The organism is Streptococcus dysgalactiae subsp. dysgalactiae (genome assembly GCF_900459225.1).
GTDB lineage: Bacteria > Bacillota > Bacilli > Lactobacillales > Streptococcaceae > Streptococcus > Streptococcus dysgalactiae.
Map to the genome: position 1 here is coordinate 921208 of NZ_UHFH01000003.1, position 22773 is coordinate 943980.

Genomic DNA, 22773 nt, shown 5'->3' on the forward strand with positions numbered 1-22773 from the left:
TTTTAAATTAATTATTTGGAGGAAATAACAATGGCATTGAACATTGAAAACATTATTGCTGAAATTAAAGAAGCTTCAATCCTTGAGCTTAACGATCTTGTAAAAGCTATCGAAGAAGAATTTGGTGTAACTGCAGCTGCTCCTGTAGCTGTAGCTGCTGCTGGTGGTGCTGAAGAAGCTGCTAAAGATTCATTCGACGTTGAATTGACATCTGCTGGCGACAAAAAAGTTGGCGTTATCAAAGCTGTTCGTGAAATCACAGGTCTTGGTCTTAAAGAAGCTAAAGGTCTTGTTGATGGAGCACCTGCTAACGTTAAAGAAGGCGTTGCTGCTGCAGAAGCTGAAGAAATCAAAGCTAAACTTGAAGAAGCTGGAGCAACTATCACTCTTAAATAAGAAGCACATAGCAATTTGAGAGCGGAAGCCCGATTTACCAGTCTTTTAGAGCTTATAGCGATTTAGAGAAACTGATAAATTGATTTGGTTTCCTGCCAAAAATCCTGCCAAAAAAACTTTGGCAGGATTTTTGTTTTTATATAAATAAACTGTGCAAAGTTGCTATTTCTTAAACATTCTTATTACTAGGAATATATTTTTACGTGAGCGAGAACATTTTAATAAGTGTTCTCGCTTTTTTTATTTTCAGGAGGAAAATCATGCAAAAGAATGAACAGTCATCACGACAAATTGTGATGTGTCATCTCATGGCTATCATGCGAATCGATATTGAGAAAGCGACATGGATAGTTGGTGAGATGGAAGATTCTGGCTTAATCCAGTTTGATGACATGGGGAATGTTGGTCTGTTAGTGTTGGAGGGACAATCATGAAACGTATCACCGCAAATCACTATCAAACGTCAGAGCGTTATTATAAGCTCCCTAAACTCTTATTTGAGAGCGAACGCTACAAGGATATGAAACTAGAAGTTAAGATTGCTTATGCTGTTCTAAAAGACCGTTTGGAATTGTCATTAAGTAGAGGGTGGATAGATGAAGATGGAGCTATTTATTTGGTCTATTCCAACTCCAAACTCATGGCACTACTTGGCTGTTCCAAGTCAAAATTATTGACGATTAAGAAAACCTTACGAGAGTATGGTTTGATAGATGAAGTCCAACAATCTTCCAGTGAAAAAGGACGTTTGGCGAATAAAATTTACTTAGGTGAGTTGGAACATGAACCTACCCCAGTCTCAAATTCAGACGGGGGTGGTGTTCAAAAAATACTAGGGGGGTATCAAAATCAGCCGGGGCCGGTCTTAGATTCAGCCACTAGTGAGACTGAAGTTAGTGAGACTGATATGAGTGAAACTAAAGAGAGTGAGTCAGTCATTGAGGACGAGGAGGAGAAAGAAAGTCTAACAAGTAAGAAAAATGACAATGACAATTTTCAACGTAAAGTAGACCGAGTCACAAGATACGACAGAGATTACATTTGGGGCTTGGTACATGATCAGTTGAGACAAGTTGGTCTATCACAGGATGCTAGTGATTATGCCATGATTTATTTTGATCATCGGTATCAGTACGCTTTAGAGAATATGAGGTTTGCGGACAGAACAGAAACGATAGCGGAATACGTCTTTAATGGCGTCTTATCCGAATGGACCAAGGTCCAACGCTTAAAAGAACTAAAAGGGGGTGAGTAAGATGTTTTGGTGGATATTATTAGGTATTTGGGGATTAGGAATGATTTGGTTCATTTTTGAACTTATCACTGCCCCAGAAATGAAAGATCATTATTAAGAAAGGACGTTACGGAAGAAGTAAGGTCCTTTTAGTTTTGTCAGAAAGGAATGTGAGACATGAAGTTTTTAGATTTGTTTGCAGGAATTGGAGGCTTTCGACTGGGGTTAACTCGTCAAGGCCATGAGTGTATTGGCTTTTGTGAGATTGATAAGTTTGCGAGGAAATCTTACAAGGCCATCTATGAGACCGAAGGAGAAATAGAATTTCATGACATTAGACAAGTCACAGACCAAGACTTTAGACAACTTAGAGGGCAAGTGGACATCATCTGTGGGGGATTCCCTTGCCAGGCATTTTCACTCGCAGGCAGACGATTGGGATTTGAGGATACTAGGGGAACTTTGTTCTTCGAGATTGCTCGAGCGGCCAAACAGATCCAACCACGTTTTTTATTCCTCGAAAATGTCAAGGGCTTACTCAGTCACGACAAGGGAAAGACATTTCGAACAATCCTCACCACATTGGATGAGTTGGGGTATGATGTTGAATGGCAGGTGCTTAACAGTAAAGATTTCCAAGTGCCGCAAAACCGGGAAAGAATTTTTATTATCGGACATTCTAGAAGATTCCGTCCCCGATTCCTATTTCCTCTCAGAGGAGAAAACAGCTCAGCTAGTCTTGAACGATTAGGTAATGTTAATCCATCAGGAAATGGCATGAATGGGGAAGTCTATTTATCATGTGGACTAGTACCAACCTTAACCAGAGGAAAAGGTGAAGGAACTAAAATTGCCATTCCAGTTTTAACCCCTGATAGGCTAGAAAAACGCCAACATGGGAGACGATTTAAGGGCAATCAAGACCCAATGTTCACCCTAACTGGTCAAGATCGACATGGGGTAGTTGTCGCAGGAACTCTGCCAACTTCTTTTATCCAAACTGGACGAGTCTATGACCTTTCAGGGCTTTCTCCAACGTTGACAACCATGCAAGGAGGGGATAAAGTTCCTAAGATTCTCTGTCGTGAAGAAGTGCCACAATTGAAAATTAGGGAAGCGACCAAACTAGGCTATACCAAGGCAATAGTCGGAGATTCTGTCAACCTTGCTTACCCAGAGTCTTCCAAGCGCAGAGGACGAGTAGGAAAAGGTATCGCCAATACCTTAACCACTTCTGACAATATGGGAGTGGTTGTTGCTGCTTTGGAATACCGTAAGGACAAGTGGTATGAAGTGACTGGAATAATCCTAGATGGAAAACTGTATCGGTTGAGAATCAGACGCCTAACACCTAGAGAATGTTTTAGACTTCAGGGGTTTCCTGATTGGGCTTACGACAGAGCGGAGAGGGTATCCAGTAAAAGCCAGTTGTATAAACAAGCAGGCAATAGCGTAACCGTCACCGTTATCGAGGCCATTGCTAGAGAATTTAGAAAGATTGAAGAGGAAGAAAAACATGAAATTATTACATAGTAAAAGTATTAGGAACTGCACAGAGCTAGAAGAAGCTATACATCAAGCAGAAGTGGAGAGATTTTCGGAAATGATTGCTTCTTTACCCAATTATGATTGTGACATTGATGTTACTTTTGAAGATGACTACCACAAAGAAATGAATTATCCGTTAGCTTATGAGTCCAACTTACATCGTATTTTTGAGTTTATTGAAACCCAAGACATCAAAAATGGTGTTGATGCTTATCTAACGGATGAGAACAATCTCGCCTTTAGGGCATATGGGCAAGGCTATTCTTGGAATGATAAGAATGATGTCATCACCACATTAATAATAGTGAAGTGCTACGGTGAAGGCATGTCACCTATTGATATGAGTAAGGTGTTTACTCCACCAACTCAAGCATTAGAGAAGGAGCTATCTGTGTAGGAGGAAGCGATGTTAGAAATCTATTTAAGCCGAAATAACAGTCGGAATCAAAAACTCCTGTCTTTTTGTGACTCGCATGGTATTTCCTACTCCTGTAAAGAAGTGAGTCATCTATCACGTGAGGAATTACTGAGGTTGTTTACCAAAAGCAGTGATTGTTTTACGCTCTTATCCCCCTCGCTACAACGATTTAAAGGTCATAGAAAGATGAAATTGAGTGAGTTAGTGACGGTGGTTCTACGGAAACCTGACCAGAATCTTCGTCTCCCAATTGTGGTTTGTGAGGATAACGTGTATCCCGATATGAGTTTAGAAGAAGCAAGGACCTTTCTTCCGAGAAGTCAAAAAGTGGTTTCCTTTCGTGAACATCTTTTTAAGGATCTGGTGACATAAGGAGGAGTTATGAACGATCGTTTTTGGGAAAATTTGGAAATTATCGTTATGGAAAAAGGACTGTCATGGGCTGACCTTGCTCAACAGATGTTTAAGGGACAATACGTCTACCCTAGTGAGTTTAAGCGCCTCTACCAAACCTTTCGTCACTACAAATCTCATCGCCTCATGCCACAAGGCAAATGGGTGGAGAAAATAGTGAGTGTTTTAGAGATTGACTATGAAGATTTGTTTAGGAGATAGCGATGAAACGACTAGTAGTGATGTACGGAGCCATTCATGTCAATGTCTTCCTAGTGAGTGTGTACCTAGTTGGTTGGCTAAATGGGGCATGGTTAACAGTTTTACAAGTGACGTTTCTAGCCCTGCTATTGTGGAGCTGGAAAAGGTTTAAGATACCGAAAAGAGACATATCTTTGAAGGAGAGAGGAATTTGGTTACTTGGCAGTCTTGGTGTCATGGTAAGTCTGGCTCTTATCATGAGTGCTCTATTTTCAGGAAGCGAACCAAACCAAGAAACGTTAGTGACTGTTCAAAATCAGATTCCTGTTTTCTCCTTTATTTTCTTTCTTCTTAATGCCAGTGTTGTGGAAGAAGTCTTTTATAGAGAGGTGTTGTGGGGAGTCTTACCTCAACCAGTGGTTCAAGTGTTGTTAGCGAGTTTTCTCTTTGCCTTAGCTCATCACCCCTCTAGTTTATTCACTTGGGTGCTTTATGGGAGTTTAGGTCTCACACTTGGTATGGTGAGAGGGCAAACAGACTGCTTGACGTCCGCACTTATTCACCTGTCTTGGAACGGAATTGTCTTTTTCCTATCTTTATTGTGATACCAAAATCAAGGGTGCTTTCGTATCATGAAAGCACCCTATTGTTTTGATGGGGAATCATATAAAGGAGGGAATGATGTCATCCGAACAACAGGAACGTCAAGCGATTCAATATGCGGAACGGAGTGCTATGTTTACGGTGAAGGTCCTTCTCAAACTCTTAGAGTGGTCAGCCAGACACGCCCTAGCACAAGACTCGGCTTATAAAGTTGGTGTTCAAAAGTTAGAAGAACTCCTTCAAAGTCCTTATGCTATTGAGTCGCTGAATATCTCAAAAGACATCTTGGATAAACCCGTTGATGTCGAAAAATTTAAGGAATTGGTGGAATCAGAAAACCTTCCTATTGCCATTAGTTGGCAAGGAGATTACCTTCATTTCTATGCTAAGGATAAGTCGCTCTTAGACAAGCACTTAGATGAGTTGCTTCAGAAGCTGGTTTCCAATCCAGAAAAACTGAAAGGGCTAACTATGGATAAAACTCTTGATGAGGAAATCGCACAAGCCAAGGAACAGATTGTGATGTCAGAACCCTCTGCTGTGAAATCAAAGGAGGTCATTCTCTAATGGTCTCAGGGAAAAAAGTTTGTATCTTTGGTATTTTAGGGCTTGCTCTTGGCTATTTCTGCCATCGGCTAGTCTTGCTTTACGATAGTCTACCTAATCAACCGCCCTTGGAACGCCTTGCCTATCTCTTAGGAGAGGGACAGAATCAGGTCTTAAATCCCTTGTGGAATGGCAACTTCACTGGAAGATCGTTTTTAGGCTTTTGCTTTGGGATTGTGACGATGGGCCTAGTCTATCTTTACGTCTCAACTGGTCAAAAGGTTTACCGAGAAGGGGCTGAATATGGCTCTGCTCGCTTTGGAAACAATCGTGAGCGTAAAGCCTTTCTCAGTAAGAATCCCTTTAATGACACGATTTTGTCACGTAATGTTAGGCTAACCCTGTTAGAAAAGAAAGCCCCACAGTTTGACCGAAACAAGAACCTTGTGGTCATTGGTGGGTCAGGGGCAGGGAAGACCTTTCGGTTTGTCAAACCCAATCTGATTCAGCTAAACTGTTCCAATATTGTCGTTGACCCTAAGGATCACTTAGCTGAAAAGACAGGGAAGCTCTTTTTAGAGCATGGCTATCAGGTCAAGGTCTTAGACCTTGTAAACATGATTAACTCAGATGGTTTTAATCCCTTTCGCTATGTGGAAACGGAGAATGATTTGAACCGTATGCTTACAGTCTATTTCAATAATACCAAAGGCAATGGTAGTCGCAGTGATCCCTTTTGGGATGAAGCTTCCATGACCTTAGTCCGTGCGATTTCCTCTTACTTGGTGGATTTTTACAATCCCCCAGGTAGTACAAAGGAAGAAGCAGACAGTCGCCGTAAGCGTGGCCGATACCCATCCTTTTCAGAAATCGGAAAACTCATCAAGCTCTTATCCAAAGGAGAAAATCAAGATAAGAGTGTCTTAGAAGTGATGTTTGAGACCTATGCCAAGACATATGGGACAGAAAACTTCACCATGCGTAACTGGGCAGACTTCCAAAACTACAAGGATAAGACCTTAGATTCGGTGATTGCTGTCACAACAGCTAAGTTTTCCCTCTTTAATATCCAATCTGTCATTGATTTAACCAAACGTGACACCTTGGACTTAAAAACATGGGGGACGCAGAAAACCATGGTCTATCTCGTTATTCCAGATAATGACACCACCTTTCGGTTTCTCTCAGCCCTTTTTTTCTCCACCGTCTTTTCAACCTTAACGAGACAAGCTGATGTGGACTTTAAGGGACAACTGCCTATCCATGTCAGAAGTTATTTAGATGAATTTGCCAATGTCGGCGAAATTCCAGACTTTGCCGAACAAACCTCAACAGTTCGCTCACGAAATATGAGTCTCGTACCCATTCTTCAAAACATTGCCCAACTTCAAGGATTTTATAAGGAGAAGGAGGCTTGGAAAACCATTCTAGGAAACTGTGACAGTTTGCTTTATCTTGGAGGAAATGATGAAGAGACCTTCAAGTTCATGAGTGGCCTCTTAGGCAAACAAACCATTGATGTGAGAAGTACCAGTCGGTCGTATGGCCAAACAGGGTCTGGGTCAACGTCTCATCAGAAAATTGCAAGGGATCTCATGACTCCTGATGAAATTGGAAACATGAAACGTGATGAGTGCTTGGTGAGAATTGCAGGGATTCCTGTTTTTAAGGAGAAAAAGTTCTTTCCCTTGAGACACAAGAACTGGCAATACTTAGCGGACAAGGAGTCAGATGAACGTTGGTGGCATTACCACATTGACCCACTAGAAACAGAGGAAGTTCCGTTTGAACCCTCAGACCACAAGGTTAGGGATTTAAGCACAGAAAGCACACTACACTAATAGAAAAGAGGAATCGTATGAACCAAAAATTTACAGGATTTGTTTATGGCGTGGACGCTAGTTCCATGTTTGCCCAAGCCATGGCGCTCTTACAAAAAGGAATGGTTGCGACAGGCGCCTTTCTTGTCGTCATGGGCATTATTAACCTATCAACCAATATCAAGGATGGTGGACCTGGTGTCCGCAATGCCATCTTAGAAATTGTGGGTGGTGTTATGGTAGGTGCCGCAGGTGCCTTCATCACCCAAATTACCATTTAGGAGGGCTAAGTATGACATGAACAACACATTACCTTCATCTTTTGTCTTTCTAGCCTCGGAGAAAATTTCAAGCGATAGCCTATTTGAAGGCTTTAACGTGGACTTGGAATCGACGGCCAACTTGGTCAAATCCCTTGCGGATTATAACCCAACCGTTTGGTCTTATATGTCAGCGATCACAAAAGGAGTGATGCAACCATTGGGAGTGGCTATTTTAGCAGTCGTTTTAGTCCTTGAGTTCTCGAAGATGGCTAAGAAAATCGCCAACTCAGGTGGTGCCATGACCTTTGAAGCTATTGCTCCTATGATTGTCTCTTATATCATGGTGGCTGTGGTCATTACAAATACCACCGTTATTGTAGAAGCCATCTTAGCCGTTGCTTCTCATATCATTGAAGGCGTAGCTGGTGTCGTTTCTCATGGGGGAACGACTTATGAGACCATTTCAGGACTTAAAGGGTCAGGAATTATTGGAAAACTCATTGTTGGCTTTTTTGCCATTCTGATATGGTTAGTGCGATTGGTTAGTGTGATGGTGGTGAATCTCCTCATTACCATTCGCTTTATCCAACTTTATCTCATGATTCCATTTGCGCCTCTAACGATTCCGACCTTCCTCAGTGATGACTGGCGAAGCGTTGGGATTGGCTACCTGAAAAACATCATGGTCTATGCTCTCCAAGGTGTCTTGATTTTCTTAATCATCTCCCTTGTTCCCCTCTTTGAATCAGCAGGGAAATTGGCTCTCTCAAATGGGGCGGGAGTGATGGAGACGCTAGCGACCGCCTTTGGTGGTTTAGTCCAGGCTATTTTATTGATTATTGCCTTGGTGGGCAGTCAACGGACTGCGAGAAGTATCCTAGGCATGTGAGAGTAGGACAGGAATCGGTACTGCTTTGCAGTCGATTACGTCGTCCTACCTCCGCAAGGACGACTAGAACTGTCATAGCTAGGAACTAGCGTAGAGAGTTCAGACGTCTACTGCGTCAAATTCATTAAACCATTCAAACTGGACTGAGATTTCCATCTTAGTCCTTTTATCAAAGAAGGAGATAGTACTTATGAATACACGTGTTTTTAAGGACATCACAAAAGTCCAACACAGGGCTTGGCTAGGTTTTACCACACGACAAGTTATCTTTGTCTTGCCAGCCATTGCCATTACCATCTTGATTTTAGGGTTAAACCTCTTTTATTGGCAATTTGGGGATTGGTTTGTCTATGGTCTTATCTTTACCTTTACCATTCCTCTTATGCTTTTTGGGGTCTATCGCCCTAATGACTTACCTTTTGAAACGTATCTTAATTATAGATGGCATTATGAAATGACCATACCAGACCGTACACTAACTGGACAGAAAGGAATACAACGTGAAAAAAACAAATCGCTCAATGAAACCAAAGACCTCTTCTAAGCACAATAAGACACGTAAACCAAAAGAAGAAGTGCTACCAACAACTGTTAATACACTTCTTTACCAAGGCCTTTTTCCTAATGGTCTCATGCAGGTTACCCCAGGTTATTTTTCCCAGTCCTATCTTTCAGGGGATGTCAATTACCAGACGGTGGGACTTGAAGATAAGAGAGCGATTATGGAAACCTATTCGGATTTGATTAACAGTTTGGATGACAAGACCAATTTCCAACTTACTATTTTTAACCAAAGGGTCAACTTGGATAAGTTTAGAAAGGGTGTCTTGTACCCCTTACATGAGGATGGGGATGATACCTATCGGGAAGAACTCAACCGTATCATGGAAAATAACCTTGAAGCTGGAGAAAATAACTTTTCAGCTGTTAAATTCATCTCTTTTGGGAAATCAGACCAAAATCCGAAACTCGCTTATCGCTCCCTGTCTCAGATTGGAGAATACTTCAAGAGTGGTTTTTCGGAAATAGATGCGAACTTTACTCTCCTCAGTGGAGAAAGCCGTGTGAATCACTTAGCTGATATGTTGCGAGGGGAAAATCATTTGCCCTTTTCTTATCAAGACCTGGTGCGTTCAGGACAAACAACTAAGCACTTTATTGCCCCAACCAGTCTGTCCTTTAAGCACAAAAATCATATTGAAATGGATGATAGACTGCTTCAGATTGTCTATGTTCGTGACTATGGGATGGAATTGGGAGATAAGTTCCTAAGAGAACTGATGCAGTCAGATTTGGAAGTGATGATTAGTCTTCATGCTAAAGGGGCAGCCAAGTCAGAAGCCATGACCAAGCTCCGCACCAAGAAGACTTTGATGGAATCGCAAAAAATTGGGGAGCAACAAAAGATGGCACGATCTGGCGTTTATCTTGAAAAGGTTAGTCAAGTCTTAGAAAGTAATATTGATGAAGCCGATGAGTTGATTAAAACCATGACCCAAACAGGAGACAAGCTCTTTGACACCCTTTTTCTGATTGGAGTCTTTGCGGATAACGAAGACCAATTGAAGCACTCCCTTGATATTATCAAACAAGTGGCAGGTTCTAATGATCTTGTGATTGATAATCTGACCTATATGCAGGAAGCTGCTTTTAATAGTCTGTTGCCTTTTGGGAAGAACTACCTTGAGGGTGTGTCACGGTCTCTTTTGACCTCAAACATTGCCGTGAATTCCCCATGGACCTCTGTTGACCTACAAGATAAGGGAGGGAAATTTTATGGGATAAACCAGATTTCAAGTAATATCATCACCATTGACCGTGGGAAACTAAATACCCCATCAGGCTTGATTCTAGGAACTTCAGGTGCAGGTAAGGGAATGGCGACTAAGCATGAAATCATCTCAACCAAGTTAAAAGAAGCAGAGACTGATACCGAAATCATCATCGTTGATCCCGAAAATGAGTACAGTATCATTGGTCAAGCCTTTGGTGGGGAAAGTATTGACATTGCGCCTGACTCTACCACTTTCTTAAACGTTTTAGACTTATCCGATGACAATATGGATGAAGACCCTATTAAGGTCAAATCTGAATTTCTTCTCTCTTGGATTGGGAAGCTCTTGGACCGAAAAATGGATGGTCGAGAGAAATCGCTGATTGACCGTGTGACACGGTTAACCTATAAGCATTTTGAGACACCATCTCTCGTGGAATGGGTCTTTGTTCTCTCTAAACAACCTGAACAAGAAGCCAAGGATTTGGCTCTTGATATGGAGCTTTATGTGGAAGGGTCACTCGATATTTTCTCACACCGCACCAACATCAAAACTGACAGCCATTTCCTCATTTACAATGTCAAAAAATTAGGAGATGAATTAAAGCAGATTGCCCTCATGGTCATCTTTGACCAGATTTGGAATCGTGTGGTTAAAAATCAAAAACTTGGCAAGAAGACCTGGATTTACTTTGATGAAATGCAGCTGTTGTTGTTGGATAAGTACGCTTCTGATTTCTTCTTCAAATTATGGAGCCGTGTCCGTAAGTATGGGGCCATTCCCACAGGCATTACTCAAAACGTAGAAACCTTACTTCTTGATGCCAACGGCAGACGCATTATCGCCAATAGCGAGTTCATGATACTTCTAAAACAAGCTAAAAGTGACCGAGAAGAGTTGGTCCATCTTTTGGGCCTATCTAAGGAGCTTGAGAAATACTTGGTTAACCCAGAAAAGGGAGCTGGATTGATTAAGGCAGGCTCAACGGTTGTTCCCTTTAGAAATAAAATCCCACTTCAAACCCAACTCTTTGACATCATGAGTACCGATCCAGAAAAGATGAGGGCTGAACAATGACAAGAGAGCAACAGAAGGTCAAGGTGGCCCGTAAAACCTTTCAGAGTAGTTTAAAGGCTAGCCGTACCCATTACCGCAGGGAGAAGAAGGGGTTAAAACGCTCACTTCCTAAACGACGCTTTATCATGCGCCGAGCTGAGAAAGCTGAAACAAGGGAACAACGTCAGGCCTTAAAACAAACCTATCAGGAGGAAAAAGACCTAGCGACAGATACCTTTAAGGAAGCCATTTCCTATGTATCTCCCAGATGGCTAAAAAGTAAGGAAATTGAGAAGTATCGGCTTCCTCAAGCCAGACAGCGCCTAGCAGTCGCGAGAAAACACTTGGCAGAGGTCAAGATGGCCGAAAAAGAGGAGGCTGCTACCCCTAAGTTTACCTATCAGAAAAAGCCAACAGAATCAAAAACGTCACGGTTTCAGTTTCAAAAAGAAAAACCTCTTGAACGCCTTCAGGCAGAAAAAGAGGTGAAATCAGCTAAGCGTGACGTGATACAACTAAAAAAAGCACATCAGTTTAAGAACCCCTTGATCAAGGTCAAACGAGGGTTACGCTATGTCGCTTCAGACTCACTGGATGTAGTCGCTCAAGATGATGACTTGGAGAGAATCAGAACTCTAAAAGAGTCTGTGATTAAAGGAAGAGGCTATGGGAGATTTACTTATCAGTCAGGAAAACTCCTTGTCAAAAGTGGGCAGACAGGTCTTCGGTTTACTAAGACGAAAGTCACTCATAGTAGGGAGCGGTATCAGAATTTTAAAAAGGGGAAAGGCTTTACTCGTCAGAACCCTTTAAAACCAAGAAGACGTTACCACACCTTTCTCAAACAAGCTAGAAGGCACAGTGTGTCAGGAATAACAGGGGTTATTCAAGCGATTAAGAATAGCCTGACCTTCTTTTCATCGATTGCCCTTAATCCTATGACTTGGGTCGTGTCAGGCTTTTTGTTTTTCTTGCTTTTGATGATGAGTTTTGTTATAGGAATTTCAGGAACCACTCTCATTCAACAGGATGAGAGTGAACTGACAAAAGCCTATACGCACATGACGTGGGAAGATGCGGAAAACACCCGAACCAACCCCACTGGCATTACCTACTACACCAAGATTGATGACGTCATGGGCTTTATGAATCTCAAGTATCAAGATTATGCTTTAGATGAGGTCATGGAAGAAGGGGATAAAACTTATCAATCCTATTTGAGTCAACTTTGGCAGGACTTAAACGGTGGGGATTCTTTAAAATCCATGCTTGAGTTAAGTAAGGAGGCTACCTATAAGCTCTCTGATGACGATAGAGAAGACTTAAAGGAATTAAGTGAGGAAGGCACCTACCTTGCCCTCCAAGAATTGGATAATCCATTTCAGGGACAGACTGAAGACGATGCGCTAACCATGGCGGTCCGCTATGGCTATGAGGTGATTGATGACAAGCCAACCCTCCATCACCATATCATTCTAGAAGCTAAAGAAAATCAAGTGATTGTGGCTCCCATGGATGGTAAGGTCTCCCTAGATGGTGAGAACATTATCATCACGTCAGGTAAGGGACTGAATAAAGCTCAGCTGACCCTATTTAATAGTAATAGTGGTCGAGTGAACGATGGCCAAAAGGTCCAAGCAGGGGAAGTGATTGGTAAAACCAAGGATGGTACTGGTCTAAAAGTGATTTATCAAAAGGTTGACGATGATTCAGAGAAACTGGTTTACGTCAATCCAGCCTTTTACTTTCCTAAAGTCATTCAACTCCAAACGACGATTCTACCTACCATTGGTCAATTTGGAGGCGATGAGTTTGCGAGAGCCAAAGCTATCTATGAGTATTTGAAGAGTCAAGGGGCGACTAATCAAGCGATTGCGGCTATTTTAGGAAACTGGTCAGTAGAATCCTCAATCAATCCCAAACGAGCTGAAGGTGACTATTTATCGCCTCCTGTTGGTGCAACGGATAGTTCTTGGGACGATGAGGGGTGGTTGTCTCTAAATGGTCCAGCTATCTATAATGGCAGGTACCCCAATATTCTAAGACGTGGCTTAGGCTTAGGGCAGTGGACAGATACGGCAGATGGGTCACGCAGGCATACCTTATTATTAGAGTATGCCAAACGAAAAAACCAGAAGTGGTATGACTTAGGCTTACAACTGGATTTTATGCTAAATGGGGATAATCCTTACTATACCAACTGGTTAAAAGACTTTTTCAAAAATTCAGGAAGCCCAGCTAGCCTTGCCCAAGTCTTTCTCATTTATTGGGAGGGAAATAGTGGTGATAAACTCCTAGAGCGACAAACCAGAGCTAATGAGTGGTATTACCAAATTGAGAAAGGCTTTAGCCAACCAAATGGTGGAACTGCCCAGAGTGATCCAAAAGCGCTGGAAGCGGTTCGGGGCGATCTTTATGACAATTCTATTCCAGGTGGAGGTGACGGTATGGGCTATGCCTATGGGCAATGCACTTGGGGAGTAGCTGCTCGTATCAACCAATTGGGGTTGAAACTCAAAGGCCGAAACGGTGAGAAAATTCCAATCATCAGTACCATGGGAAATGGTCAAGACTGGGTAGCAACAGCAGCACGTCTTGGTGGAGAAACAGGTAAGCTACCAAAAGCAGGAGCTATTATCTCCTTTGCGGGAGGAGGTCATGGGTCGCCAACAGAATACGGTCATGTCGCCTTTGTCGAGAAAGTTTACCCAGATGGGTCTTTCCTTATCTCAGAAACCAACTATAATGGCAATCCTAACTATACCTTCCGTAAGTTATCAGGAGTCGATAGTACGATTAGTTTTGCCTATACGACGAAATAAAAACAATATGCTAACAACTTAATAATTTGTTAGCATATTGTTTTCTTTGTTATTGATTTTTTCTAAACAATATGCTAACATTATAGTAGAATGTTAGCATATTGTTTAGGAGGTGGCGATATGGATCTGTTAGAGAAACCTGTTTATGATTATATAAAAAAAAATCATGGAGTTATAACTTTTCGTGATATAGAAGAGCTTAACTTTTCTTACCAACAACTGAATCAATTGGTCTCAAAAGGTAAAGTGGAATCAATTGAAAGAGGGATTTATCATCTGCCTGATACCTATATTGATGATTTCTTTAGTTTACAGTATCGTTTTCCAAAAGGAATTTATTCCTTAGACACAGCACTATGGTTACATGGCCTTTCCCTCACTGTTCCATTTGAACCTGTGATGACTTTTCCTTTTGGGACGAACACGAGGCTAATGAAAGAAGCTGGTGTTAAGCCGATTGTTGCTAGAAATCATCATGAAATCGGTATTATAAAACTAGAGCGACAGGCTGGACAGTTTATCTCAGTATATGATATGGAACGAACTTTGGTAGAGTGTTTGCGAACAGCTTATCATGTTGATGTTCAAGTCATTGCTCCAGCGTTTCAAGCTTACTTTAAAAAAGGAGCTGTGAATTATGCCAAGTTGTACCACTATGCACAACTATTTAAAGTCACTGAAAAGCTACAATCTTATGTGGAGGTCTTGTCGTGAAATTTTCAAATGCCAATAGCTTCAAAGCGAAAATTAAGAATATTGCAAGAGAAAAAGGGATACCTGCTCAACAAGTTCAGCAGAACTATTTGATTGAAAAAATCTTAAAACTCATCTCTGAAAGTCGGTATAAAGATTCTTTCATTGTGAAAGGTGGATTCCTTATCGGACAGATGATTGGCTTAGATAAACGAACAACAATGGATTTAGATGTTACTTTGAAAGGTCAACCTCTTAGCGAGGAAAATATTCAAAAAATCTTCAAAGAAATTGTAAGTCAACCTTCTGAAGGTTTTCAATTTGAAGTTGATATGTTAGAGCCAATTCGACAAGATGACGAATATGGTGGCTTTACCCTTAAACTCAAGGCAACATTCGATACCCTACGTGAAGTTGTCTTTATTGATATAACAACAGGTGATCGGATAACGCCACGAGAAATTACTTATCAATTGCAGTCTGTTTTTTCAGAGAATAAGCTAGAAGTTTGGACTTATAATTTAGAAACTGTTCTTGCTGAAAAATTAGAAACGATTATTCGTCGAGGAGCTGCTTCAACTAGACCTCGTGATCGCTATGACCTCTACACATTGTATCACCTTCGAAAAGATGAGATTGATATCCCAATATTGAAAACTGCTCTAAACAATACTGCTAAAAAAAGAGAAAGCTTAGATGTTTTGATAAATTGGGAAAGTCAATTAGAGGTAATCCGTAGCTCTGACTATCAGAATCAGCTTTGGTCTCGTTATCAAAAATCATTTAGGTATGCCAGTGAAATTAGTTTTGAGGAGTCGGTAGAAGTGGTGGCAATTATTTTAAATCAATTAGGGGGTTAGTAGCGTATGCTGACAGGAACTTTGAAGATGATGGGTTATGAATTTTTCTTTACATTTGATAAAGAAAAGTTATCTTTGATTCCTAAAGAAGAGAAAGATTCGATTAAGTATTCTTGGTTTTATAAAAAATTGGAAACTGGGGGATATGCTTGGCCTGGAGATCCTAAATTTGTAGAAGAAGACTTTCTTTATGGACGGACAAATGAAACAAATCAAGTTATTACATTTCTAACAAATAAACACATTCAACTTCATGAAAACAATGGTGTTATTACTGTACCGTTTTTGGCCTATTTTTTTAGTTATTCTGAAAGACCTATGATTAGCCGGATATCCTTCAGCGGGTTAGAACTAAACTATATTCATCCAATCAATCATGCTTTTGAAATTTCGTATAAGACTGAAGAACATGATGGAAAAATAAATATTAGTACCTATGATTTTGACTCCACAACGACAAAAGAACAGAAGTTTAACGTTTTTGGAAAAGAAGTTCAAGTTTATTTCGGAATTACAAGGACAACGAGTCTATCTATTGAAAAACCACCTCTAACCCTATCATAGTCAATGATTTTTCATTTTGAAGAAACTCAAGATTATTCTTTTGTACGAGAGTTATATCGTATCGCAAAAGAGTTTCTCCAATTTCTTTGTAATAGAAGAAATGTTAGTTTTACTGATATTCGATTGTCAAATAATCAAGGAAAGGTTGGGGAATTCAATGTGATTGAAGAAAGTATTGAGATTGAAATGAAGCCATTGAAAGATGGAAGATATATTCAACAAAAATATATTGCTGGCTATGAGGGGAAGATATTAAATGACATAGCTGAAAATAATCTATATCTCAGACATCTAGGTAATAGTTTTAGGGATAGTCTGATAATTGATGCTGCCAGTTTTGTGCTAAGAACTGCTGCTTTTGAATGGGAGTTTAGCAAACTATTTTCAGAAGATAAATGGAAAAGTGATCAAAGAAAAAGACTGGAAGAGGAAGTCAGCAAAGAATTGGAGTGTTTAATTGAAACCTCAACAGGTAAAAAGAAAAAAATTTACAAAGATCTGAAAAAATCAGTTATTTCTTATCTATCTCTTTCTCAAAAGATTCATCAAATATTTGAAGAATACGGGGCTAGAATACTAGATATATTTGGTTGTTATATGTATAAAATAAACAATATCTCTTATGATCATTCTAAAATCGGAGAGAGGATTGGCAAGCAAAGAAATAATTTTGCCCACGGAAATTTAGATAAAGAATTTATAAATGAGTCTTTGATAGATGTAGTGTTCCTTGAACAAATTGTCCTAGCTATGCAACTCCAATATTTTGGAATAGATGAGATAGAAATCCAAAAAATTATAAATGAAGTATTTCACCATAATTTGGCATTATAGAGTGGCTCTGGGAGGGTCTGATACATCAGTCCTCCTCTTTTTTGTAGGGAATTTCAGAAGTTATCGGTAGTGCTACCGATAGCTTTTTTCTTTGTCCTTCTTTGATGTGATACCAAAATCAAGTCGTCTTTTTTATGATGAGGAGAGAGTGACAGATTGTTGCTACTTATCAAAAAGAAAAGAAGGACTTTTTATGACCAAACAATGTCATCATCACTTTTTAGTCAATCAGGAAAAAGCAGAAAAACACGTCTTCCGTAAAAGTAAGAAGTACCGTACGCTTTGTTCGGTGGCTCTTGGAACTATGGTGACGGCTGTTGTCACTTGGGGTGGCCAAGTAGCACAAGCTGATGAAGTGGTAACACCCTCGCTGGATAAAACCGTTCAGTTGACAGAAAATCCTGCGACCAACTTACCAGAAGCTCAGCCAACTCCAGTTGTTGAACAGACGGATAGCCTTGCCTCAACTGGTCAATCAGATGGGGCTATCATGGTTACGGTTCCTCATGATGTTGTGACACAGGCTGTTAATCAAGCAACTGCTAAAGGAGTTACTACTGTTCAAGACCAACCTATGGACTTGGGAAATACGACTTCTGCGAGTGAGACCAGTAAGCAATTGGATAAGGCGGAAGCTGATGCTGCTAAGCAGGCTGAAGCCATCACTCAGGTGACCAATACCTATAAAGCGGATAAAGCGATTTATGAACAAGATAAAACTCGTGTTGAACAAGGGAATGCTGCGTTGGCTGCTAGTCATAAAGACGCCACTCAAGCAGGAAAAACCTTGAACCATTCAGTGGATAGCACAGTTTCAAAAATCAAAGGCCAAGATCAGTCGGCTATTGTGACCGTTACCACTCAAACAGTACCATCAGGAGATGGCTCAACTGTTTCAGGCTATCAGGATTATACCTCTGCGGTAGCTGCTATTGATAAGCAAAATAAGGACAATCTATCTGAATACGAATCAAAGAAAAAAGATGCAGATGCCATTGTCGCAAAGAACTTAGTGACTCAAAAGGAAAATGAAGCGAGTCTTGCTAAAGCAAAGGCTGATAATGAAGCTATTACTAAACGCAATCAAGCTGGGCAACAAGCGATAGATGACGAAAATAAGGCTGGTCAAGCTGCTGTGGATGTCTACAATAAAGACCAACAAAAATTGGTGACAGACCGTGAAGCTGAGATTGCTGCTATCACGAAACGCAATAAGGAAAAAGAAGAAGCCGCCAAGAAAGAAAATGAAGCGATTGATACCTACAACGCCAAAGAAATGGAGCGCTATAAACGTGATTTAGCTGAGATTTCAAAAGTTGAGGAAGGCTACATCTCACAAGCTCTTGCTCAGGCTTTAAATTTGAATAATGGAGAACCACAAGCACGCCATTCAGCTGATACAAGAAACCCAAATCGTATCGTTGCAAAAGGTGACGCTATGCTTGGTGGGTATTCTAAAATCCTAGATTCTACTGGTTTCTTTGTCTATGATACTTTCAAAACGGGAGAAACCCTTTCCTTTACCTATCAAAATCTTCAAAATGCTCGCTTTGATGGTAAGAAAATCACAAAAGTAGCCTATGACATTACAAACCTTGTTTCTCCAACTGGAACTAATGCCGTGCAGTTAGTCGTGCCAAATGACCCAACAGAAGGCTTTATCGCTTACCGTAATGATGGGACAAGCAATTGGCGAACAGACAAGATGGAGTTTCGTGTCAAGGCCAAGTATTTCTTTGAAGATGGCTCACAAGTCAGCTTCACCAAGGAAAAACCAGGTGTCTTTACTCATTCCTCACTCAACCACAATGACATCGGTTTAGAGTATGTAAAAGACACATCAGGTAAGTTTGTTCCTATCAATGGCTCAACCATTCAAGTAACTAACGAAGGTTTGGCTCGTTCACTTGGGTCAAACCGTGCCAGTGATTTGAAGCTTCCTGAAGAATGGGATACGTCATATAGTAAGTATGCCTATAAAGGAGCAATTGTCTCAACGGTTACATCAGGCAACACCTATACGGTGACCTTTGGTCAGGGGGATATGCCCCAAAATGTTGGTCTCTCTTATTGGTTTGCCTTAAATACCCTTCCAGTTGCACGGACGGTTAAACCTTATAGTCCAAAACCACATGTGACACCAAAGTTAGAGCCAGTTCCAGAACCCGTTAAGGTTGTGCCAAAAACCTTTACCCCAAAAACCTTTACCCCAGAGCCACCTGTGAGCTTTAAGGAAAAACCATTAGAGAAAGTTACTCAGCCTAGCCTAACACTTACCAAGGTGACCTTGCCTAAAGACCCTACGCCAGAACCGTTACCAAAAGCACCACAAGTGCCAACGGTTCATTATCACGACTATCGTCTGACAACGACTCCTGAAATTGTTAAGGAAGTTATCAATACCGACCAAGTGAACCTTCATGACAAAACGGTCGCAAAAGATTCAACGGTCATTTATCCCTTAACCGTAGATGCTTTTTCTCCAAATCGAGCCAAAACCACTAGCCTCACCTTTGAAGATTACCTTCCGGCAGGCTATGCCTTTGATAAAGAAAAAACGCAGGCAGAAAACGGAAATTATACCCTTACCTTTGATGCTGCTAAGAATTTTGTGACCTTGACCGCAAAGGAAGCCTTGCTTCAAGAGGTCAACCAAGACCTCACCAAGTCTTATCAACTGGTGGCTCCGAAACTTTACGGTAGCCTTCAAAATGATGGAGCAAGCTATTCCAACAGTTATAAGCTCCTCATCAATAAAGGAACGCCAAACGCCTATACGGTGACTTCAAATGTCGTAACAGTGCGTACGCCTGGTGATGGGACAACCACTAGCCGTATTGACCCTAAGAAACGCAATGAAAATGAAGATGGTGTGGTCATTAACGATACAGTGGTGGCTTTAGGCACAACTAACCATTACCGTTTGACCTGGGATTTAGACCAATACAAGGGAGATATCTCTTCTAAAGAGACGGTTGCTCGTGGTTTCTTCTTTGTGGATGATTACCCAGAAGAAGTTCTTGACTTGGTAGACAAGGGAACAAGTATCACCACTCCTGAAGGCAAAGCTTTATCAGGGATTACTGTTAAGACTTATGCGTCGCTGTCAGAAGCGCCTAAAGACCTTCAAGATAAACTCGCTCATGCTAAGATTTCTCCTAAAGGGGCTTTCCAAGTCTTTATGCCTAATGATAATCAGGCTTTCTATGACCAGTATGTTAAAACAGGCACCTCTTTGAACCTTGTCACTAAAATGACAGTGAAAGATGACCTCTATGGGAAAACGGCAACCTATCGAAACAAAGCCTACCAAGTGGATTTTGGCAATGGCTATGAAACCGATGAGGTGATCAATACCCTTGTTAGCCCAACACCTAAAAAACAAAGCCTTAATAAGGATAAGGTGGACATTAACGGAAAACCGATGGTAGTGGGTTCACAAAACCACTATACCTTGTCATGGGACTTAGACCAATACCGAGGCATTAAGGCCGATAAGGCTCAGATTGCACAAGGGTTTTACTTTGTGGATGACTATCCCGAAGAAGCTCTATTACCAGATGATGCAGGCATTCAACTTGTGACAACTGACGGCAAAGCAGTGTCAGGTGTGACGGTAAAAACTTATACGAGTTTATTAGAAGCTCCTAAAAACCTACAAGCAGCCCTATCAAAACGCAAGATTTCTCCTAAAGGAGCTTTCCAAGTCTTTATGGCAGAAGATCCGCAAGCCTTTTATGATTCTTATGTAACGAAAGGTCAAAACATCACCATCATCACTCCTATGACTGTTCGTGAGTCTATGCTTAATTCAGGAAAGTCTTATGACAATGTAGCTTATCAAGTAGACTTTGGACAAGCCTATGAAACCAATACGGTAACGAATCACGTGCCAAAAGTAAACCCTCATAAGTCCAATACCAATAAAGAGAGCGTGTCTATTGATGGGAAGACCGTTCTTCCAAATACCGTCAATTACTATAAGATTGTTCTGGATTACAGTCAGTACAAGGACTTGGTGGTGACGGAGGATGTTCTTGCAAAAGGTTTTTACATGGTGGATGATTACCCCGAAGAAGCGCTTAGCCTCAATGCAGATGGTATCCAAGTGATGGATAAGGCAGGAACTCTTGCCAAAGGGATTTCGGTGAAAGCCTATGCCTCATTGTCGGAAGCGCCTAAAGTGGTTCAAGATGCTATGGCCAAACGCCAGTTCATACCCAAAGGAGCCATTCAAGTTTTAAGCGCTGATGATCCAAAAGCGTTCTACGAGGCTTATGTTAAAACTGGTCAAACCTTAGTGGTGACCCTTCCAATGACCATTAAGAATGAGCTGACAAAAACTGGTGGGAAGTATGAAAACACCGCTTATCAGATTGACTTTGGTTTGGCTTATGTGACAGAGACTGTGGTTAATAATGTGCCAAAACTAGACCCACAAAAAGATGTGGTGATTGATTTGTCACAAAAGGAGAAAAGTCTTGATGGAAAAGAAGTTGCTTTGAATCAGGTCTTTAACTACCGCTTGGTGGGAGCACTTATTCCTGGTAATCGTGCGACACCACTCATCGAATACCGCTTTGACGATGATTACGATGAAAGCCATGACGACTATAACGGTGTTTACAAGGCTTATACCTTAGTAGATGTGACTCTAAAAGATGGAACGGTTTTACCAAAAGGGACAGAAGTGACCAAGTACACACTACAACATGTCGACACGTCAAAAGGAACGGTTACCATCAGTTTTGATAAGGAATTCCTTGAAAAACTAGCTGAAGAATCCGAGTTTCAGGTTGATGTTTACGTGCAGATGAAACGAATCACTTCAGGTGAAGTAGAAAATACGGTACTACATACCGTCAATGGCTACACTATCAGTTCAAACACGGTTAAAACAACTACTCCTGAACCAGAGCCACCAACTCCGACTCAACCAACCCCACCCCAACCACCTATTCCAACACAAGAACCACCAGTTCCAGCAAGTGTCTTACCAAATACAGGAGAGAGTCAATCCCTCTTGGCGCTTGTCGGTGGAGGACTTCTTTTAGGTCTAGCTTACGGACTTTCTAAACGCAAAATGGAGGACAACTAGATGGAACCTAAAAACATTTACACAAGAGATTCAGACCAAGATGGTCTAACGGATGCTCAAGAGTTAGCTTTAGGGACTAATCCTTTTAGCAATGATACGGATAGTGACGGACTGACAGACCTAGAAGAAGTCCAACAAGGCTTGAATCCAATTCAACAGCGTAAGGAGAGCAGTTATGGCTTGGAATTATGACACGATTTCAAAAACTCTCTCTGATATGGCACTAGAAAACTATGAAGATATGGTTAAAGCCTTTTTAGCTATGGAGTTGAGTATCAAAAACAAGTCACTTCTTGATACGCTCTATCAAGACTTTAGGAGCATTGATGACTTGTCTTTAGTTAGTGATGACCTGCGTCTAAGAGCAGACGGTTATCAGGAACAGCTTCAAGAAGAAGTGACGGACCTCTTGGATAAACTCTATCGAACAGGTGAGGGAGCTAGTTTCATTATGGAAGTGATTGCGTCCAACAATATTTCTGAGTCCCTTGCTCAGTATGAGGTTTTGAATGAGGAGGATTATTCGCCTCTCACCTTAGAAACCTTGCAGGACATTATCCAAAAGGAGTTGTCTTTAACGAGTCAAGATTATTTTGGAGATGCGACTTATCTCGCCTTGCAGAAGGATTTGTTAGACCAAAAAAGCCATTTCTTACGACAGTATGTGACAACTTTGATGGAAAAGTTACCACAAGAAAAAGACCAAAGAGCCTTGGTCCTAGACTAAAGCAGTGGGCTGAGAATACCTCTCAGCTCCTTT

20 protein-coding genes and 1 pseudogene are annotated in these 22773 nt (G+C 41.1%); all 21 read left to right on the forward strand.

The features are described from left to right. Positions 1 to 30 precede the first annotated feature (30 nt). The 21 genes and pseudogenes from rplL (at position 31) to DYD17_RS05025 (ending at position 22740) form a co-directional block, all read left to right on the forward strand. Positions 31 to 396: a 50S ribosomal protein L7/L12 gene (rplL, locus tag DYD17_RS04920; protein WP_003043797.1), complete on the forward strand. Its 366-nt coding sequence runs from the start codon at positions 31 to 33 to the stop codon at positions 394 to 396. A 260-nt stretch (positions 397 to 656) separates the two neighbouring features. Further along, on the forward strand, positions 657 to 830 hold the full coding sequence (locus tag DYD17_RS04925; protein WP_001171244.1) for a hypothetical protein: 174 nt from the start codon (positions 657 to 659) through the stop codon (positions 828 to 830). After that, complete coding sequence (locus tag DYD17_RS04930; protein ID WP_115276391.1) at positions 827 to 1651, forward strand: replication initiator protein A; 825 nt, start codon at positions 827 to 829, stop codon at positions 1649 to 1651. Before DYD17_RS04925 ends, DYD17_RS04930 begins: the two co-directional genes overlap by 4 nt. A 156-nt stretch (positions 1652 to 1807) precedes the next feature. Continuing rightward, on the forward strand, positions 1808 to 3163 hold the full coding sequence (gene dcm / locus DYD17_RS04935; protein ID WP_115252822.1) for a DNA (cytosine-5-)-methyltransferase: 1356 nt from the start codon (positions 1808 to 1810) through the stop codon (positions 3161 to 3163). Continuing rightward, on the forward strand, positions 3147 to 3575 hold the full coding sequence (locus tag DYD17_RS04940) for a hypothetical protein (protein ID WP_000770700.1): 429 nt from the start codon (positions 3147 to 3149) through the stop codon (positions 3573 to 3575). Before dcm ends, DYD17_RS04940 begins: the two co-directional genes overlap by 17 nt. Positions 3576 to 3584: 9 nt before the next feature. Then, positions 3585 to 3968, forward strand: a complete 384-nt coding sequence (locus DYD17_RS04945) for a thioredoxin domain-containing protein (RefSeq protein WP_000890150.1) — start codon at positions 3585 to 3587, stop codon at positions 3966 to 3968. 9 nt (positions 3969 to 3977) lie between these two features. Continuing rightward, a complete protein-coding gene (locus DYD17_RS04950) occupies positions 3978 to 4211 on the forward strand; it encodes a hypothetical protein (protein WP_000999830.1) in 234 nt (77 codons plus the stop codon). 2 nt (positions 4212 to 4213) lie between these two features. Continuing rightward, positions 4214 to 4795 (forward strand): CPBP family intramembrane glutamic endopeptidase, encoded by a 582-nt coding sequence (locus DYD17_RS04955; protein ID WP_115252823.1) that lies wholly within the window; start codon positions 4214 to 4216, stop codon positions 4793 to 4795. Between the two features lie 76 nt (positions 4796 to 4871). Then, positions 4872 to 5360 carry a hypothetical protein gene (locus tag DYD17_RS04960; RefSeq protein ID WP_000093688.1) on the forward strand — a complete coding sequence of 163 codons (489 nt, stop codon included), beginning with the start codon at positions 4872 to 4874 and terminating at the stop codon, positions 5358 to 5360. Continuing rightward, complete coding sequence (locus tag DYD17_RS04965; RefSeq protein ID WP_115252824.1) at positions 5360 to 7180, forward strand: VirD4-like conjugal transfer protein, CD1115 family; 1821 nt, start codon at positions 5360 to 5362, stop codon at positions 7178 to 7180. The genes DYD17_RS04960 and DYD17_RS04965 overlap by 1 nt, the downstream gene beginning before the upstream one ends. Positions 7181 to 7197: 17 nt before the next feature. After that, the gene (locus tag DYD17_RS04970) at positions 7198 to 7440 is read left to right on the forward strand and encodes a hypothetical protein (protein WP_001072129.1); all 243 of its coding nucleotides are present in this window, start codon (positions 7198 to 7200) and stop codon (positions 7438 to 7440) included. 16 nt (positions 7441 to 7456) lie between these two features. Continuing rightward, positions 7457 to 8311 (forward strand): type IV secretion system protein, encoded by an 855-nt coding sequence (locus tag DYD17_RS04975; RefSeq protein ID WP_001066429.1) that lies wholly within the window; start codon positions 7457 to 7459, stop codon positions 8309 to 8311. Between the two features lie 190 nt (positions 8312 to 8501). Further along, entirely contained in the window at positions 8502 to 8855 is a 354-nt protein-coding gene (locus DYD17_RS04980; RefSeq protein ID WP_001097593.1) for a PrgI family protein, read from the forward strand. Further along, entirely contained in the window at positions 8812 to 11163 is a 2352-nt protein-coding gene (locus DYD17_RS04985; RefSeq protein ID WP_115252825.1) for a VirB4-like conjugal transfer ATPase, CD1110 family, read from the forward strand. The genes DYD17_RS04980 and DYD17_RS04985 overlap by 44 nt, the downstream gene beginning before the upstream one ends. Then, on the forward strand, positions 11160 to 13964 hold the full coding sequence (locus DYD17_RS04990; RefSeq protein WP_115276392.1) for a phage tail tip lysozyme: 2805 nt from the start codon (positions 11160 to 11162) through the stop codon (positions 13962 to 13964). The genes DYD17_RS04985 and DYD17_RS04990 overlap by 4 nt, the downstream gene beginning before the upstream one ends. 120 nt (positions 13965 to 14084) lie before the next feature. Beyond that, on the forward strand, positions 14085 to 14678 hold the full coding sequence (locus DYD17_RS04995; protein WP_000364835.1) for a type IV toxin-antitoxin system AbiEi family antitoxin domain-containing protein: 594 nt from the start codon (positions 14085 to 14087) through the stop codon (positions 14676 to 14678). Next, positions 14675 to 15517: a nucleotidyl transferase AbiEii/AbiGii toxin family protein gene (locus DYD17_RS05000; RefSeq protein WP_000672729.1), complete on the forward strand. Its 843-nt coding sequence runs from the start codon at positions 14675 to 14677 to the stop codon at positions 15515 to 15517. Before DYD17_RS04995 ends, DYD17_RS05000 begins: the two co-directional genes overlap by 4 nt. A 6-nt stretch (positions 15518 to 15523) precedes the next feature. Continuing rightward, a pseudogene (locus DYD17_RS11335) lies at positions 15524 to 16915 on the forward strand (HEPN domain-containing protein). Between the two features lie 193 nt (positions 16916 to 17108). Then, positions 17109 to 22013, forward strand: a complete 4905-nt coding sequence (locus DYD17_RS05015) for an SspB-related isopeptide-forming adhesin (protein ID WP_115276393.1) — start codon at positions 17109 to 17111, stop codon at positions 22011 to 22013. Continuing rightward, entirely contained in the window at positions 22014 to 22205 is a 192-nt protein-coding gene (locus tag DYD17_RS05020) for a thrombospondin type 3 repeat-containing protein (protein WP_000433419.1), read from the forward strand. Further along, a complete protein-coding gene (locus DYD17_RS05025) occupies positions 22189 to 22740 on the forward strand; it encodes a hypothetical protein (protein ID WP_115276394.1) in 552 nt (183 codons plus the stop codon). The genes DYD17_RS05020 and DYD17_RS05025 overlap by 17 nt, the downstream gene beginning before the upstream one ends. Positions 22741 to 22773: the final 33 nt, after the last annotated feature.

Bases quoted from the DNA above. Each gene is read 5' to 3' on its own strand.
- rplL (WP_003043797.1), top strand. From the start codon at position 31: ATGGCATTGAACATTGAAAACATTATTGCTGAAATTAAAGAAGCTTCA.
- DYD17_RS04925 (WP_001171244.1), top strand. From the start codon at position 657: ATGCAAAAGAATGAACAGTCATCACGACAAATTGTGATGTGTCATCTC.
- DYD17_RS04930 (WP_115276391.1), top strand. From the start codon at position 827: ATGAAACGTATCACCGCAAATCACTATCAAACGTCAGAGCGTTATTAT.
- dcm (WP_115252822.1), top strand. From the start codon at position 1,808: ATGAAGTTTTTAGATTTGTTTGCAGGAATTGGAGGCTTTCGACTGGGG.
- DYD17_RS04940 (WP_000770700.1), top strand. From the start codon at position 3,147: ATGAAATTATTACATAGTAAAAGTATTAGGAACTGCACAGAGCTAGAA.
- DYD17_RS04945 (WP_000890150.1), top strand. From the start codon at position 3,585: ATGTTAGAAATCTATTTAAGCCGAAATAACAGTCGGAATCAAAAACTC.
- DYD17_RS04950 (WP_000999830.1), top strand. From the start codon at position 3,978: ATGAACGATCGTTTTTGGGAAAATTTGGAAATTATCGTTATGGAAAAA.
- DYD17_RS04955 (WP_115252823.1), top strand. From the start codon at position 4,214: ATGAAACGACTAGTAGTGATGTACGGAGCCATTCATGTCAATGTCTTC.
- DYD17_RS04960 (WP_000093688.1), top strand. From the start codon at position 4,872: ATGTCATCCGAACAACAGGAACGTCAAGCGATTCAATATGCGGAACGG.
- DYD17_RS04965 (WP_115252824.1), top strand. From the start codon at position 5,360: ATGGTCTCAGGGAAAAAAGTTTGTATCTTTGGTATTTTAGGGCTTGCT.
- DYD17_RS04970 (WP_001072129.1), top strand. From the start codon at position 7,198: ATGAACCAAAAATTTACAGGATTTGTTTATGGCGTGGACGCTAGTTCC.
- DYD17_RS04975 (WP_001066429.1), top strand. From the start codon at position 7,457: ATGAACAACACATTACCTTCATCTTTTGTCTTTCTAGCCTCGGAGAAA.
- DYD17_RS04980 (WP_001097593.1), top strand. From the start codon at position 8,502: ATGAATACACGTGTTTTTAAGGACATCACAAAAGTCCAACACAGGGCT.
- DYD17_RS04990 (WP_115276392.1), top strand. From the start codon at position 11,160: ATGACAAGAGAGCAACAGAAGGTCAAGGTGGCCCGTAAAACCTTTCAG.
- DYD17_RS04995 (WP_000364835.1), top strand. From the start codon at position 14,085: ATGGATCTGTTAGAGAAACCTGTTTATGATTATATAAAAAAAAATCAT.
- DYD17_RS05015 (WP_115276393.1), top strand. From the start codon at position 17,109: ATGACCAAACAATGTCATCATCACTTTTTAGTCAATCAGGAAAAAGCA.
- DYD17_RS05020 (WP_000433419.1), top strand. From the start codon at position 22,014: ATGGAACCTAAAAACATTTACACAAGAGATTCAGACCAAGATGGTCTA.
- DYD17_RS05025 (WP_115276394.1), top strand. From the start codon at position 22,189: ATGGCTTGGAATTATGACACGATTTCAAAAACTCTCTCTGATATGGCA.